We start from the raw sequence: 14,530 nt of genomic DNA on the forward strand, positions 1-14,530 counted from the left end.
TTACATTGAAGAAATGGCAAGTTTGCAAAGCTGACATTCACCAGGAGCAATGCAATGCTCGGACAAGTGCATGACCCCGACCTGCACCTGCTGCGGCTGTTCGTCACTGTAGCCGAGGCCGGTGGCTTCAGCGCTGCACAGGGGCTGCTGGGCTTGAGCCAGCCCACCATCAGCCAACGCATGGCCCAGCTGGAAACACGCCTGGGCTACCGCCTGTGCAGCCGGGGCAAGGGGGGGTTCCGGCTGACCGAGAAAGGCCGGATGCTGTTGGAAGCCACGCGCGCGCTGCTGCTGAACATCGAGCAGTTCCGCCAGCAGGCCAACGGTGTTGCCGGGCGACTGCTGGGCACCGTGCGCATCGGCCTGGCGGAAAACCAGGACAAGCAGGTGAGCCTCAAGCTGGCGGCGGCGATCGCGGCATTTCGCCGCCGCGTCGAGTCGGTGCAACTGGAACTGATCAGTGCGCCACCGGCGGAGCTGGAGCGGTTGTTGCTGGAGCAGCGGCTGGACTACGCCATCAGCTATTTTTCCGGTAAACAGGCGGCGTTCGACTATCAGCCCTTGTTCGAGGAACGGCAGCGGCTGTATTGCGGCAAAGAGCATCCCTTGTTCGGCATGCCGCAGGTGCCGCGCCAGCGTTTGCTGGAGCAGGACCAAGTGCGCCACCCATACCGGTTCATCGAGGGCGACGAGCCGTTCCAGAGCAGGCACGGCATGGCGGTGGCAGAACAGATCGAGAGCGTGCTGACGTTCATTCTGTCGGGCAGGCACATTGGTTATCTGCCGTGTCACAGCGCCCTGGCCTGGGAGGCCGAGGGGCAACTGTGGGCGCTGGACCCGGGGCTGGATTTTGTCGTGCCGTTTACCCTGGCCCGGCACCGGGCGCAGGTGGCCGGCGAGGCACAGAAGGCATTCGCCGAAGATGTATTGGCGGCCTTCGCCTGAAAGCCAAGCACGGTGCCTGCAGGAGCGGCCTTGCGTCGCGAAGGGCCGCAAAGCGGCCCCGGCAACCACTACTGAATGCTCAACCCAAAGGGCCCCAGGCACCCCTGCCCTGCGCCCAGGCTCAGTAAGCCAAGCTCCAGGTCAGGGTATAGGTGCGCCCGCGCCCCTGGTAGTCATACAGGTACGCCGGCCCGTAGGTCGGCGAATAGAACAGCGTCGCGCGCTGCCCCCAGACCGTACTGTACTGCTTGTCCAGCAGGTTCTGGATACCCGCGCTGAAGGTGCCGAAACCGGTGTCCTGGCTGGCCAGCAGGTCGAAGGTGGTGTAGCCGTCGATCTCATGGTCGGCATCGTCCTTCAGGCTGAAAGCGTGGTTGGCCTGCAACCGCGCGCTGCGGCCGTCACCCTTCCAGCCAACGAAACCGGTGGCCTTCGACAACGACGCATAGCGGGCATCGCGTTTGATCCAGCCGCCGTCGACCGCCTCTTCCTCGGAGCGGGTCAGGTGCAGCGTGCCGCCCGCTTCCCAACCACTCTGGAAGTGGCGGGTCAATGCCCCTTCAAAGCCGAAGTCACGGCTCTTCTGCTCTTCGACATTGATGGTCAGCGTTTGCGAGTCGACGTTGATGATCTTGTCCGACCAGATGTAGTACAGCGCTGCCTGGGCGTCCCAGTCCAGGTCGGCATAGCGCCAGCCCAGCTCCACCTGACGGCTCTTGATCCCGGCCAGGGGGTTGTCTGCCACGCTCAGGCCCGGCTTGCCGTAGTACTTGGCCGGGTCTGGCAGGTCGAAGCCTTCGCCATAGTTGGCCCACGCCTGATGGCCATTCTTGAAGTCGTAAATGGCGCCGACGTTGAACAGGTTGACCTGGTAATCGTTGCTCCCGCCGGGCACGCCCTTGAAGTCGCTGACATCCACGTCCATCTGCTGGCGCCGGGCGCCGCCAGACAAGGTCAGGTTGTCGGTGGCGCGCCAGTCCAGCTGCCCATACAGCGAAACGCCATCCACCCGATAGCTCGGGTAACGTGCGGCCTTGCTCTCCTTCTCCAGGTCCAGGCCACCGGAGTCGGACGAGGTCTGTGCGTTGAAGGTGGTCTGCTCGGCACTGAAGCGCTCGCGGTCCAGGTCCACGCCATAGGTCAGCTTGAGCGTGTCCCATTGCTTGGCGAACAACCCCTTGAGGCTGGAAACCTCGAAGTTCTGCTGCGAGGCAGCAAAATACACCCCCCGCGAGCCTGTAGGGGTGGCCCGGTTGTAGTACGGGAACGGGTAGAAGTTGTCGTCTTCCTTGCGGTACGACGCTTGCAGGTAGAAGTCCTGGCCGAGCACGTCGCTGTGGTGGTAGTTGGCGTTGAGCAGCAGGCGCCGGGTGCGCGGCTCCAGGCCGGCTGAATAACCGCTGCGCAGCTCGGCGTCTTCCAGGTCGGAGGGCGCGTTGTAGTTCAGGTTGGGGAAGTAGATACCGGTGCTGCCGTCGTTGCCCGAGTCGTAATACTGGGCCAGCAGGTCAAGGCTTTGCTGCTCGTTCAACTGCATGCCCAAGCTGCCGAGCACATCGACCGTGCGGTTGTACTGCAGGTCGGTCTGGGTGTTGTCGATGAATATCTGCTCGCCGGCCCCGTCGTAGAACGCTTCGTTCTGCTCGCCGGAGATACCCAGGCGGGCATTGACCCGCTCGTTGCCGCCGCTGATCGACTGGGCAAAGCGGGTGGCCAGGTCGTCGCTGTTGTTGAAGCCGCTGCTGGCACCCAACTGGGTCTCGAAACGGGCCGGCCCGGGTTCGCCCTTCTTGGTGACGATGTTGATGATACCGCCGGTGGCGCCCCCGCCGTAGATGGCGCTGGCACCAGACAGCACTTCGACGCGCTCGACATTGAACGGCGAAATGCTGTCGAACTGGCGTGACAGCCCCCGCGAGCTGTTCTGGCTGACCCCGTCGATCATCACCAGCACATTGCGCCCACGCATGTTCTGGCCGTAGTTGGTGCGCCCTTCCGGTGCCAGGTCCAGGCCCGGCACCAGCTTGCCGATGGCTTCCTTCAGGCTGACGCCACTGTCGATCTGTTCGCGCAGTTGCTGTTGGTCGACCACCCACACGGTCCCGGGGATTTCGCTGATTGCCGTACTGGTACGCGAAGCCACACTGACTTCGATCGGCTTGAGGTTGACCGCCTGCGGCGCAGCCTCGGCCTTGCGCAGGGTAACCGTGCGGGCATCGCTGAATTGCCAGCCCATGCCACTACCGGCCAGCAATTGTTGCAGCGCCTGCTCGACACTGTAGCTGCCGCGCAGGGCCGGGCCGGCCAGGCCGGCGACATCGCCGGTGGTGTACAGCAAGTGCAGGCCGGCCTGGTCGGCAAACGAGGTCAGGGCTTTATCCAGCGGCTGCGCAGGCAGGTCGAGCTGAACCTGCCGGGCCTGCAGCTGGGCGTTTTCGGCGGTGGTCGAAGCAGCCGCATGCAGCGGGCCAGTCAGCATGGCCAGGGCACTGCAAGACAACAGGGCATGGTGAAGTGAACCGCGGCGGCGGGGCAAAGGCTTGGGCATCAGAGACACGTAGGCGCTTCCTGACAAGTCGTAAATGAGAATGAGTTGCTGATCAGTCCCACTACGACGATCTGGCTTGCAGGAACTTGCAGTGGCCACTGCAAATTTTTTCTGCGCTGGCCGCTCAATGCACCACGGCCAACCAAGGCAGGTAGGTCACCTTAAGCCCATACCGCTGCTCCAGGGTGCGCAACAGCGCCTGCGGCTCATCCAGGTCGAAGACCCCACTCACCTCCATCGCCGCCAGGTTGCTGTCGGACAGCACGATGCGCCCGTGCCGGTAACGCTCCAGCTCTTCCAGCACCTGCCCCAACGGCTTGCCATTGAAGATCAGCTTGCCGCGCTGCCAGGCCAACTGGGCACCGGCATCCGCCGCTACTGCCAACGGCTGCTCGCCGACCTTGGCCTCGCCACGTGCCAGTACCACGTGCCCATCACGGCGCACGCTGAAGGTGGCGGCACGGCCCTGCACCGCTGCACCGGCCGTGTCCACCACGAACGGCCGGGCATCATCGGCCATTTCGAACAGTGCCTCACCTGCAGCCAGCACCACGCGCCGCTCATGCTCGCTGAATACCACACGCAAGGCGCTGGCACTGTTCAGGGTGACCCGCGTGCCATCGGCCAACGTCACGACCTGCCGCTCGCCCACGCCAGTGTGGTAATCGGCCAACAACACCGGCGCCTGCTGCCAGGCGACCAGGGCAGTGACCAGCAATACCCCGCAGGCCGCTACGCCCGCCTGCTGCAGCCACCGGCGGCAATGGCGCAGGGCCTGGCCAATGTACTTGGCCACCATGCTTTCCGACACGCCAAGGCGTTGCGCGACCTGCTTCTGGGTCAGGCCGTCGACGCGGTTCAGCAACAAGGCCTGGCGGGCCTTGCAGGGCAACTGCAACAGCGCCTGATCGAGCAGTTGCAGGCGCTCACGCGCCAGCAACACCGCCTCGGGCGCTGGCGCTGGGCAGGCTAGCTCGCCTGCCCCGTCGCAATCATCGTGGCTGGCCGCGATGCGTTGCTCGCGGCGCAGGGCGTCGATGGCCAGGTTACCCGCCACGCGGAAGATGAAACTGCGCGCGTGCAGCACCGGCAACGCCTGCTCGTCGATGTGCACCAGCTTGAGGTAGGTTTCCTGCGCGACGTCGGCGGCACGCTGGCGGTCGCTCATGCGCCGGGTCAGGAACTGCAGCAAGTCGTCGTAGTGCTCCTGGAAACTCGCCAGCAGGCCCGACACAGGTGAAGTCAGCATGGGTTTGGGAACGACCAGTAAGAGAAGTTATCGACTGTTAATGAGAAACAGTATCTTTCATCTGACCCAACACTTTCAACGCCGGCGCGCATTTGCCACACTGACGGCTCGTTCACTTAGGCAAGGTCGTACCCATGGTTGCCCGACTGCACCGCTACACCCGCCTGCTCATCGCCCTGTGCCTGACCAGCAGCCTGGCGGCCTGCGCGCTCCTGCAGCCACGCGACCCGCTGAACATCAGCGTGATCGGCATCGAACCGCTGCCGGGGCAGGAACTGGAGCTGCGCATGGCCGTGAAAATGCGGGTGCAGAACCCCAACGAAGAGGCAATCGACTACAACGGCATCGCCCTCGACCTGGAGGTGAACGGCCAGCCACTGGCTGCCGGGGTCAGTGACCAGCAGGGGCACATTGGCCGCTACGACGAGGCGGTGATCGTGGTGCCGGTGAGCATCACGGCGTTCTCTTTCCTGCGCCAGGCCTACGGGCTGGGCCAGGTGGGTACCCTGCAGGGCCTGCCCTACAAGCTACGCGGCAAGCTGGCCAGCGGGCCACTGGGCACCGTGCGCTTCACCGACGAGGGCAAGCTGGACCTGCCCAAAGGGACCACCTGGTAAACAGCGGGCGCTCAGCGGTTGGCGCTGGCTGCTGCCATCAGCTTGTTGACTTCGCTGCGGACCATGCTGGCGTATTCGGGGGGCGACATGCCCTCCAGCTCAGCGCGCACCCACTCGGCCCACTTGCCTTTGCGCCGTGGCTTCTCGGCGATCAGCCGGGCGGCTTCGCCCTTGGCCTTGCCCAGGTTGGTCTGCCACATTTCGAACAGCCGGGCCTTCTCTGCCTCGATCTGCGCCCGTTCCTCGAAGCTCATGTTGGCCAGATTGAAACTCATGCATCACCTGCTAGACCGTAAATGGCGGCTATCTTACACCAACGCGCCAACCTCACGCCGACGCAACTTTTCCGGCGCGCAAGTATCCATTGTTCAAACCACCCATCGACGAGGACACTTTCATGGCCCGGAAAAAAGCCACGCTGGCCGACAGCGATCAAATCAAGGACCAGGTCTTCAGTGAGTTGCAGGCGCTGATCGAAGAATCGGAGAAGCTGCTCAACGACAGCGCTGCCCTGGTTGGCGAAGAAGCCGACAGCCTGCGCGCGCAGGTCAGCCTGAAGCTGAAACAGGCACGCCAGGCCGCCGCAAACATGCGTGACAAGGCGCAGCCCATGGTCAACGCCACGCAAGACTACATCGGTGGCCACCCGTGGCAAACCGTGGCCATATCCGCCGGCCTCGGCCTGGTGGTGGGCCTGCTGCTGGGCCGGCGCAACTGACCGAGCGGCCGCGCCGGCGGCACGCTTCAGGCGGCTTGCGCCAGCGGAATCCCGCTGTGGAAGCGCAGCTCCTGGTCGGGTGACTGGATAAGCTCCGCTTCCGCCGCGCGCACCAGTTCAATGCGGCGGGCAATGTCCGCCGCATCCCCATAGTGGTGTGCCAGTTTCAGGTAGCCCTGGTAATGGCGCGCCTCGCTTTTCAGCAGGCCATGGTAGAAACGGCCCAGCTCTTCATCCAGGTGCGGCACCAGCGCGGCAAAGCGCTCGCAGCTGCGCGCTTCGATGAACGCCCCGACCACCAGTGTATCCACCAGCTTGACCGGCTCATGGGCGCGCACCAGCCGGCGCAGCCCCGATGCGTAGCGCCCCGCCGACACCGGCCGCAGCGGTACGCCACGGCGTTTCATCAGGCGCAGCACCTGCTCGTGGTGCACCAGCTCCTCGCGCGCCAGGCGCGACATCATGTTGATCAGGTCAAGGTGGGTGTTGTACTTGGCGATCAGGCTCAGGGCAGTGCTGGCGGCCTTGAATTCGCAGTTCTTGTGGTCGATCAGCAAGGTTTCCTGGTCGGCCAGTGCTGCTTCGATCCAGGCGTCTGGCGTCGGGCAGCCCAGGAAGGCATCGATTTCGGGGGTCAGGGACATGAGCATGCAACCACACGGAACAGGCAGGGCTGGCGATTATACCGGCGGTGGCGGTCGGCGCCAGTGGCTATGCTTGATGTGTATCAAGCACCCGCGCGGGCAGCGGGGACTATAGTCAGGCATTGGTTGCCCCCTTTGAGTGGAGTTAACGCCCATGCAAGCCATCCGCAGCATTCTCGTGGTGCTCGACCCCGAACACGCCCACAGCCGGGCACTGACCCGGGCCAAGCTGATTGCAGGCGTCACCGGCGCGCGCCTGCACCTGCTGATGTGCGACAAACGGCATGACCACAGCGCGCTGTTGAGCGTGCTGAGCCGCCAACTGCACGACGACGGTTATGACAATGTCTCCCACGAAGAGGCCTGGCGCGGCAACCTGCACGACACCATCATCTTCGTGCAGCAGGCCGAAGGCTGTGAGCTGGTAATCAAGGAACACCGCCCCGACAACCCGCTGAAAAAGGCCCTGCTCACCCCCGGTGACTGGAAACTGCTGCGCCAATGCCCGTGTGCCGTGCTGATGGTCAAGAGCGAGCGGCCGTGGACTGGCGGCAGGATTCTGGCCGCGGTGGACGTGGGCAACCAGGACGAGGATCACCGCCGCCTGCACGCCAGCATCATCGACCATGGCCATGACATCGCCGCGCTGGCCAAGGGCGAGCTGCATGTCATCAGCGCACACCCGTCGCCCATGCTGTCGGCGGCCGACCCGGTCTACCAGTTGAGCGAAACCATCGAGGCACGCTACCGTAAAGCGTGCGAGGCGTTCCAGGCCGAGTACGGCATCAGCGAGGAACGCCTGCACGTGGCTGAAGGACCGGCAGATGTGCTTATCCCCCATACCGAGCAGCGGTTGGATGCGGTGGTGACCGTGATCGGTACGGTGTGCCGCACAGGGATTACCGGGGCGTTGATTGGCAATACTGCAGAGGTGGTACTCGATGAGCTGAAGGGCGACGTGCTGGTGCTCAAGCTTGAAGAAACCAGCACCAAGCTGGCCGAACGGGTCCGGGGTTGACGCCCCCTGCAGGCGCGCCACGGGGGCGCGCCTGCACAAGGGCGCAGGTAGCCGTCAGCCCAATGCTTCACGCACCTTCGGGTCCAGCCCCTCCCCGTCGTTGGCTGCAATCCACTCCAGCAGCTGCCTGCGCATGGCCGGCGTCCAGAAGCTTTGCAGATGCTGGCGTACCCCTTGCACGGCCAGCGCTCGGTTAGGCTCGCTGTCGAAATAATGGGCAATCTGGTTGGCCATCTTGACCAGGCTGGCGCTGCTCATTGGCGTACCTCGGCTTTCTCCGCTGTGCGGCGCTCCTGCAGCAGGCGCCGCTGTTCGTCACTGAAGTCCTGATAGCGCTGCTGCCATTGCGAAGGCTGGAACACTTTGACCACCTCCACCGCCGTGACCTTGTACTCAGGGCAGTTGGTAGCCCAGTCGGAGTTGTCGGTGGTGATCACGTTGGCCCCCGACTCGGGGAAGTGGAACGTGGTGTACACCACCCCCGCGGCCACCCGCGCACTGACCTTGGCGCGCAGCACCGTCTGCCCGGCACGGCTGCCAATGCCGACCCAGTCGCCGTCCTGGATACCCCGGCTTTCGGCATCGGTGGGGTGGATTTCCAGGCGGTCGGCGTCGTGCCAGGCCACGTTGCCGGTGCGCCGCGTCTGCGCGCCGACGTTGTACTGGCTGAGGATGCGCCCGGTGGTCAGCAACAGCGGGTAGCGGCTGTTGACCTTTTCGTCAGTCGGCACATAGCCGGTGAGCATGAAGCGGCCCTTGCCCCGTACGAACTGGTCGATGTGCATGGTTGGCGTGCCATCCGGCGCGGCCTCGTTGCAGGGCCATTGCAGGCTGCCATGGCGTTCGATTTCGGCGTAGCTGACCCGGCGGAAGGTCGGGGTCAGGCGGGCGATTTCATCCATGATCTCGGACGGGTGGCGGTAGTGCATCGGGTAGCCCAGGGCGCCGGCCAGGGCGATGGTAGCTTCCCAGTCAGCCTTGCCCGCGAGCGGTTCCATGACCTTGCGCACCCGTGAAATTCGCCGCTCGGCGTTGGTGAAGGTGCCGTCCTTTTCCAGGAACGAACTGCCCGGCAGGAACACGTGGGCGAACTTGGCGGTTTCGTTGAGGAAGATGTCCTGTACCACCACGCACTCCATCGCGAGCAACGCTGCGGTGACGTGCTGGGTGTTGGGGTCACTTTGGGCAATGTCTTCACCCTGGCAGTACAGCGCCTTGAAGCTGCCGTCCAGCGCTGCCTCGAACATGTTGGGAATACGCAGGCCCGGGTCGGGCTGCAAGGTCACGCCCCAGGCCTGCTCGAACTCTTCACGCACCGCCTGGTTGGAAATATGCCGGTAACCGGGCAACTCATGGGGGAACGAACCCATGTCGCACGAACCCTGCACGTTGTTCTGGCCGCGCAGTGGGTTGACCCCTACCCCTTCACGGCCGATGTTGCCGGTGGCCATGGCCAGGTTGGCGATGGCCATCACCGCGGTGCTGCCCTGGCTGTGCTCGGTCACCCCAAGGCCGTAATAGATGGCCGCATTACCGCCGGTGGCGTACAGCCGGGCGGCGGCGCGGATCTGCTCTGGCGCTACGCCACACACCGGGCCAAGCACTTGCGGGGCGTTCTCGGCACGGCTGACGAAGTCGCGCCAGCGGGCGAAGTCTTCGGTTTCGCAGCGGGCATCGATGAAGCCCTGGTCCAGCAGGCCCTCGGTGACGATCACATGGGCCAAGGCGTTGAGCATGGCCACGTTGGTACCAGGGCGCAGTTGCAGGTGCAGCTCGGCACGGGCGTGCGGCGCGTCGACCAGGTCGATACGCCGTGGGTCGATCACGATCAGCCGCGCGCCCTGGCGCAGGCGGCGCTTTAGCTGCGAGCCGAACACCGGGTGGGCGTCGGTAGGGTTGGCACCGATCACCAGTATCACGTCGGCCTGCATCACCGAGTCGAAGCTTTGCGTACCTGCCGACTCGCCGAGGGTCTGCTTCAGGCCATAACCGGTCGGTGAATGGCAGACCCGGGCACAGGTGTCGACGTTGTTGTTGCCGAACGCCGTACGCACCAGTTTCTGCACCAGGTACGCTTCTTCGTTGGTGCAGCGGCTGGAGGTAATGCCGCCAATGGAGTCACGCCCATACTTGAGCTGGATACGGCGCAATTCGCTGGCGGCGTAGTTCACCGCCTCGTCCCAGCTGACCTCTTGCCACGGGTCCTCCAGGCGCTTGCGGATCATCGGCTTGGTGATGCGGTCCGGGTGGGTCGCGTAGCCCCAGGCGAAACGCCCTTTGACGCAGGCGTGGCCATGGTTGGCGCCGCCGTTCTTGTCCGGGACCATGCGCACCAGCTTGTCCCCCTTCATTTCTGCGCGGAACGAGCAACCCACACCGCAGTAGGCACAGGTGGTGACCACCGAACGCTCGGGCTGGCCCAGTTGCACCAGGCTTTTTTCCGTCAGGGTCGCGGTTGGGCAGGCCTGCACACAGGCGCCGCACGACACGCACTCCGAAGCCAGGAAATTGTCCCCGCCGGCCGCCGCCACCCGCGACTCGAAACCACGCCCGGTGATGGTCAGGGCGAAGGTGCCCTGGATGTCCTCGCAGGCGCGCACGCAGCGGCTGCAGACAATGCACTTGCTCGGTTCATAGTCGAAATACGGGTTGGAAACGTCCTTTTTCTCAGCCAGGTGGTTGGCGCCTTCATAGCCATAGCGCACCTCGCGCAGGCCAACCTGCCCGGCCACGGTCTGCAGCTCGCAGTTGCCGTTGGCCGAACAGGTCAGGCAGTCCAGCGGGTGGTCGGAGATGTACAGTTCCATCACGTTGCGGCGCAAGCCGGCCAGGCGCGGGGTTTCGGTGCGCACCACCATGCCTTCGCTGACCGGCGTGGTGCACGATGCCGGGTAGCCGCGCATGCCTTCGATTTCCACCATGCACATGCGGCACGAGCCAAAGGCTTCAAGGCTGTCGGTGGCACACAGTTTGGGGATGCTGGTGCCAAGCATGGCCGCGGCGCGCATCACCGAGGTGCCGGCCGGCACGCTGATGGCACGGCCATCGATGCTCAGGCTGACCTGCACGTCGCTGTCGCGAGCCGGGGTGCCCAGGTCGGTTTGCGGGTCGAAGAAGTTGATCACTGTGCGGCCTCCGTGGTGGTCAGCCCGAAATCGGCGGGGAAGTACTTGAGGGCGCTGGCGACCGGGTAGGCGGTCATGCCACCCATGGCGCACAGCGAACCGTACTGCATGGTGTCGCACAGGTCGCGCAGCAACAGGGCGTGGTCATGGCGCTCGCCCGTTTCGCTGCTGGCGATCAAGCGGTCGACCACCTCCATGCCCCGTGTCGAGCCGATGCGGCACGGGGTGCACTTGCCGCACGACTCCTCGGCGCAGAACTGCAGGGCAAAACGCGCCATGCTGGCCATGTTCAGGGTGTCGTCGGCGACCACCACACCGCCATGGCCGAGCATCGCGCCCATGGCGGCGAAGGCTTCATAGTCCAGCGGCGTGTCGAAGTGGCTGGGTGGCACCCAGGCGCCAAGCGGGCCGCCGACCTGCGCAGCTTTCAGCGGCCGGCCAATGGCCGTGCCGCCCCCATAGCCCTCTACCAGCTCGCGCAGGGTCAGGCCAAAAGCCCGCTCCACCAGGCCGCCGTGGCGCACATTGCCGGCCAGCTGGAACGGCATGGTCCCCAGTGAGCGGCCCATGCCGAAGTCACGGTAGAACGCCGCGCCCTTGGCCAGGATGATCGGCACCGAGGCCAGGGTGAGCACGTTGTGCACCAGTGTCGGCAAGCCGAACAGGCCTTGCAGCGCGGGCAATGGCGGCTTGGCGCGGACGATGCCGCGCTTGCCCTCGATCGATTCCAGCAGTGCGGTTTCTTCACCACAGATGTAGGCGCCGGCCCCCACCCGTACCTGCAGCTCGAAAGCCCGGCCGCTACCAGCCACGTTGGCCCCCAGGTAACCGGCCGCACGGGCGATGGCAAACGCCTGCTCGAGCACACGGATGGCATCGGGGTATTCCGAGCGCACATAGATGTAGCCCATGTCGGCGCCCACGGCGAGGCCGGCAATGATCATGCCCTCGATCAGCAGGAACGGGTCGCCCTCCATCAGCATGCGGTCGGCAAAGGTGCCGGAGTCGCCCTCGTCGGCATTGCACACCACGTACTTCTGGCCTGCGCCAGCGTCCCGCACGGTGCGCCACTTGATACCCGCCGGGAAGGCCGCACCACCGCGGCCGCGCAAGCCGGAGTCCAGCACGGCAGCGACCACTTCGGCGCCGTCCAGCGCTACCGCGGCTTCAAGGCCGGCGAAACCGCCGTGCGCCCGGTAGTCGTCCAGCGACAACGGGCGGGTAATGCCGGCGCGGGCAAACAGCAGCCGTTGCTGGGTCTTGAGGTAGGGGATGGCCTCGACCGGCCCAAGCGCCAGCGGGTGCTCGGCGGGTTCACTGGCCAGGGCATCGAGCAGCGCCGGCACGTCTTGTGCGGTAACCGGGCCAAAGCCGAGGCGGCCTTGCGCACTGTCGCACTCGACCAGCGGCTCCAGCCAGTACAGCCCACGCGAGCTGGTGCGCTGGATCTCCAGCGGCAACTGGCGCCGCTCGGCTTCGCGCTGGAAGGCCTCGGCGACCTGGTCGGCGCCCACGGCGCGGGCGACCGAATCACAGGCAATGAACAGCTTCAGCATGCTGCATCCTCCTGGCAGGCATTGACCAAGGCGCGCAAGCGCTCGGGGGTGAGCCGTGCATGCACCTGGCCGTCGAGTTCCAGCGCGGGTGAGCAGGCGCAGGCGCCCAGGCAATATACCGGGCGCAGGCTGATGGCGCCGTCGGCACTGGTGCCATGGTCGTCGAGTGCCAGCTGTTCACGCAGCTGCGCCGCGAGTGCCTCGGCGCCACGGCTCTGGCACGACTCGGCGCGGCACAGGCGCAAGGTATGGCGTGCCGGCGGCGCAGTGCGGAAATCATGATAGAAACTGATTACCCCACGCACCTCGGCCAGGCTGAGGTTGAGGGCATGGGCCAGTTCGGGAACGGCGGCATCGGGGATGTAGCCCAGGTCATGCTGGATAGCATGCAGCATCGGCAACAGGGCGCCGGGGGTGTCTTTGTCGCGCGCCAGAATGCGCTGGATAACGGGCAGGTAGAGCAATTCATCAGGCATACAGCGGACCTCGGCATCACGGACCCTGCCTGTTTTGTTGTAATGGCAGGTATCCAGCGTGTTCTGCTGCGGCACGCCGGCAACGTCACGGTTGCGCGATGGCGGCGGCCTCCTCGCCGACGGCCGCGCATCTGCGTGCGCTGGTCCGACGACATCCTGCAAGCATGGCACTTATGCCGCCGAAGGGTTGCGTACGAGCGACCAGGCGCATCCTGAAACCGACGCTGGTCAGCCCTGGCCGTGGGCCTTGAGCTTGAGTTTTTCGGTATCGACGCGGACGAACACCGAGTCCGCCGTCACGGTCAGCACATCGCCAGCCCAGACTTCACAGATCACCCGGCTTTTGCGCCCTACTTCACCTTCTACCCGGGCCTTGAGCAGCAATTCGATGCCCATCGGGGTGGGTTTCAGGTAGGTCAGGTTGAGCGTGCCGGTCACGCAGTCGATGCGCGGCAAGCTGCCCGGCGCGCGGCCTTCGTGCCGGTAGTGGTAGGCCATGGCGGTCCAGTTGGAATGGCAATCCACCAGCATCGCCAGCAGGCCGCCGTACACCAGGCCCGGCCAACCGCTGAAGGTGCTGTCCGGGGCATGCCTGCAGACCAGGTGGATACCATCGGCATGCCAATGGCTTTGCAGGTGCAACCCGCTGGGGTGGGAACAACCGCAGCCGTAGCAGGTACCGTCTGGTGCCGCCATGGCCTGGAGGGAAAGGGGCTGGTCGTTCATACGCTTCCTGTGCTGATGAAAAAGGGGGCGCGCAACGCCCCCATTAAAGCAGAAACATCAGGCGGCCTGCGCAACCACGCGGCCACGCCGCTGGGTCAGCGACACCAGCAGGATGAACAGGGTCACCCCGGCGGTCATCAGTGTTTCATAGCGGTAGGCATCGCTGAACAGCATGTAGCCCAGCACCATGACAATGGTGCCGATCACCAGCCAGGTGAGGTAAGGGAACAGCCACATTTTCAGCTCCAGCGGGCGCCCTTCGCGTTCGGCGCGGGCCCGCATGCGCAGTTGCGACACGGCGATCACCAGGTACACCAGCAACGCGATGGCACCGGTGGTAGACAGCAGGAAGCCAAACACCTTGCCAGGGAAGACATAGTTGACCAGGCAACCGGCGAAGCCTGCCAAGGTGGAGAACAGCACGGCCACGGTCGGCACCCCGGAGCCGGCAATGCGCTTGGTCATGCTCAGCGCCTGGCCACGCGCGCCCAGCGAATAGAGCATGCGCGAGGCCGTGTACAGGCCCGAGTTCATGCAACTGGTCACTGCCACCAGCACCACCAGGTCGACCAGCAGCTTGGCCCCCGGCACGTTCAACACCTCCAGCACCCGCTGGAACGAACCGACCGCCTTCAATGCCGGGTCGTTCCAGGCCACCAGCGACACCACCAGGAAGATCGAGGCCAGGTAGAAGATCGCGATGCGGTAGACCACGAGGTTGGTGGCACGGCGGATCTTGTCTTTCGGGTTGGCGGTTTCGTCAGCGGCGATGGTGACGATTTCGGCACCGAAGAACGAGAAGATGGTAATCAGCACGCCACCCAGTACGGTGCCGAAGCCGTTGGGCATGAAGCCGCCGTGGTCCCACAGGCGGCTGACCCCGGACACCTCGGCCAGCGGCCAGAAAC

General features: G+C 64.9%; 14 protein-coding genes. 4 read left to right on the forward strand and 10 right to left on the reverse strand.

The features are described 5' to 3' along the window. The first annotated feature begins 54 nt into the window (after positions 1-54). Positions 55-945: a LysR family transcriptional regulator gene (locus APH30_RS04240; protein ID WP_054911772.1), complete on the forward strand. Its 891-nt coding sequence runs from the start codon at positions 55-57 to the stop codon at positions 943-945. Positions 946-1,066: 121 nt separating this feature from the next. Here the strand turns inward: APH30_RS04240 and APH30_RS04245 are convergent, their stop codons facing one another. Both APH30_RS04245 and APH30_RS04250 read right to left on the reverse strand, forming a co-directional pair. After that, positions 1,067-3,493, reverse strand: a complete 2,427-nt coding sequence (locus APH30_RS04245; RefSeq protein ID WP_054911773.1) for a TonB-dependent receptor — start codon at positions 3,491-3,493, stop codon at positions 1,067-1,069. A 124-nt stretch (positions 3,494-3,617) separates the two neighbouring features. Further along, a complete protein-coding gene (locus tag APH30_RS04250; RefSeq protein ID WP_054911774.1) occupies positions 3,618-4,742 on the reverse strand; it encodes a sigma-70 family RNA polymerase sigma factor in 1,125 nt (374 codons plus the stop codon). Between the two features lie 134 nt (positions 4,743-4,876). On the opposite strand from APH30_RS04250, the gene APH30_RS04255 reads away from it, so the two are divergent. Further along, positions 4,877-5,359, forward strand: coding sequence for an LEA type 2 family protein (locus tag APH30_RS04255; protein ID WP_009684200.1), 483 nt, complete (start codon positions 4,877-4,879; stop codon positions 5,357-5,359). A gap of 11 nt (positions 5,360-5,370) precedes the next feature. On the opposite strand, the gene APH30_RS04260 is transcribed toward APH30_RS04255, so the two are convergent. Continuing rightward, entirely contained in the window at positions 5,371-5,634 is a 264-nt protein-coding gene (locus tag APH30_RS04260) for a hypothetical protein (protein WP_009684201.1), read from the reverse strand. Positions 5,635-5,756: 122 nt separating this feature from the next. Here APH30_RS04260 and APH30_RS04265 point away from each other — a divergent pair, with 122 nt between their 5' ends. Beyond that, complete coding sequence (locus APH30_RS04265; RefSeq protein WP_047149846.1) at positions 5,757-6,077, forward strand: YqjD family protein; 321 nt, start codon at positions 5,757-5,759, stop codon at positions 6,075-6,077. Positions 6,078-6,103: 26 nt separating this feature from the next. Here the strand turns inward: APH30_RS04265 and APH30_RS04270 are convergent, their stop codons facing one another. Continuing rightward, positions 6,104-6,721, reverse strand: coding sequence for a tRNA-(ms[2]io[6]A)-hydroxylase (locus APH30_RS04270; RefSeq protein ID WP_009684203.1), 618 nt, complete (start codon positions 6,719-6,721; stop codon positions 6,104-6,106). 154 nt (positions 6,722-6,875) lie between these two features. On the opposite strand from APH30_RS04270, the gene APH30_RS04275 reads away from it, so the two are divergent. Then, positions 6,876-7,739: a universal stress protein gene (locus APH30_RS04275; protein WP_054911775.1), complete on the forward strand. Its 864-nt coding sequence runs from the start codon at positions 6,876-6,878 to the stop codon at positions 7,737-7,739. A gap of 54 nt (positions 7,740-7,793) precedes the next feature. On the opposite strand, the gene APH30_RS04280 is transcribed toward APH30_RS04275, so the two are convergent. From APH30_RS04280 to APH30_RS04305, 6 genes are all read right to left on the reverse strand, one after another. Then, on the reverse strand, positions 7,794-7,997 hold the full coding sequence (locus APH30_RS04280; protein WP_009684206.1) for a formate dehydrogenase subunit delta: 204 nt from the start codon (positions 7,995-7,997) through the stop codon (positions 7,794-7,796). After that, on the reverse strand, positions 7,994-10,864 hold the full coding sequence (gene fdhF / locus APH30_RS04285) for a formate dehydrogenase subunit alpha (protein ID WP_054911776.1): 2,871 nt from the start codon (positions 10,862-10,864) through the stop codon (positions 7,994-7,996). The genes APH30_RS04280 and fdhF overlap by 4 nt, the downstream gene beginning before the upstream one ends. After that, positions 10,861-12,420: an NADH-quinone oxidoreductase subunit NuoF gene (locus APH30_RS04290; RefSeq protein WP_054911777.1), complete on the reverse strand. Its 1,560-nt coding sequence runs from the start codon at positions 12,418-12,420 to the stop codon at positions 10,861-10,863. Before APH30_RS04290 ends, fdhF begins: the two co-directional genes overlap by 4 nt. Next, positions 12,414-12,896, reverse strand: coding sequence for a formate dehydrogenase subunit gamma (locus tag APH30_RS04295; protein WP_054911778.1), 483 nt, complete (start codon positions 12,894-12,896; stop codon positions 12,414-12,416). The genes APH30_RS04290 and APH30_RS04295 overlap by 7 nt, the downstream gene beginning before the upstream one ends. Before the next feature lie 228 nt (positions 12,897-13,124). Further along, the gene (locus tag APH30_RS04300; RefSeq protein WP_029885287.1) at positions 13,125-13,622 is read right to left on the reverse strand and encodes a PaaI family thioesterase; all 498 of its coding nucleotides are present in this window, start codon (positions 13,620-13,622) and stop codon (positions 13,125-13,127) included. A gap of 57 nt (positions 13,623-13,679) precedes the next feature. Further along, positions 13,680-14,530 (reverse strand): amino acid permease (locus APH30_RS04305; RefSeq protein WP_156326365.1); only part of this gene is annotated, 851 nt, incomplete at its 5' end.

Origin of the sequence: Pseudomonas sp. NBRC 111127, assembly GCF_001320345.1 — a bacterium.
Lineage (GTDB): Bacteria > Pseudomonadota > Gammaproteobacteria > Pseudomonadales > Pseudomonadaceae > Aquipseudomonas > Aquipseudomonas juntendi.

What these genes read in the sequence shown, in the direction of transcription:
- APH30_RS04240 (WP_054911772.1), top strand. Translation starts at nt 55, where the DNA reads ATGCTCGGACAAGTGCATGACCCCGACCTGCACCTGCTGCGGCTGTTC.
- APH30_RS04245 (WP_054911773.1), bottom strand. Translation starts at nt 3,493, where the DNA reads ATGCCCAAGCCTTTGCCCCGCCGCCGCGGTTCACTTCACCATGCCCTG.
- APH30_RS04250 (WP_054911774.1), bottom strand. Translation starts at nt 4,742, where the DNA reads ATGCTGACTTCACCTGTGTCGGGCCTGCTGGCGAGTTTCCAGGAGCAC.
- APH30_RS04255 (WP_009684200.1), top strand. Translation starts at nt 4,877, where the DNA reads ATGGTTGCCCGACTGCACCGCTACACCCGCCTGCTCATCGCCCTGTGC.
- APH30_RS04260 (WP_009684201.1), bottom strand. Translation starts at nt 5,634, where the DNA reads ATGAGTTTCAATCTGGCCAACATGAGCTTCGAGGAACGGGCGCAGATC.
- APH30_RS04265 (WP_047149846.1), top strand. Translation starts at nt 5,757, where the DNA reads ATGGCCCGGAAAAAAGCCACGCTGGCCGACAGCGATCAAATCAAGGAC.
- APH30_RS04270 (WP_009684203.1), bottom strand. Translation starts at nt 6,721, where the DNA reads ATGTCCCTGACCCCCGAAATCGATGCCTTCCTGGGCTGCCCGACGCCA.
- APH30_RS04275 (WP_054911775.1), top strand. Translation starts at nt 6,876, where the DNA reads ATGCAAGCCATCCGCAGCATTCTCGTGGTGCTCGACCCCGAACACGCC.
- APH30_RS04280 (WP_009684206.1), bottom strand. Translation starts at nt 7,997, where the DNA reads ATGAGCAGCGCCAGCCTGGTCAAGATGGCCAACCAGATTGCCCATTAT.
- APH30_RS04290 (WP_054911777.1), bottom strand. Translation starts at nt 12,420, where the DNA reads ATGCTGAAGCTGTTCATTGCCTGTGATTCGGTCGCCCGCGCCGTGGGC.
- APH30_RS04295 (WP_054911778.1), bottom strand. Translation starts at nt 12,896, where the DNA reads ATGCCTGATGAATTGCTCTACCTGCCCGTTATCCAGCGCATTCTGGCG.
- APH30_RS04300 (WP_029885287.1), bottom strand. Translation starts at nt 13,622, where the DNA reads ATGAACGACCAGCCCCTTTCCCTCCAGGCCATGGCGGCACCAGACGGT.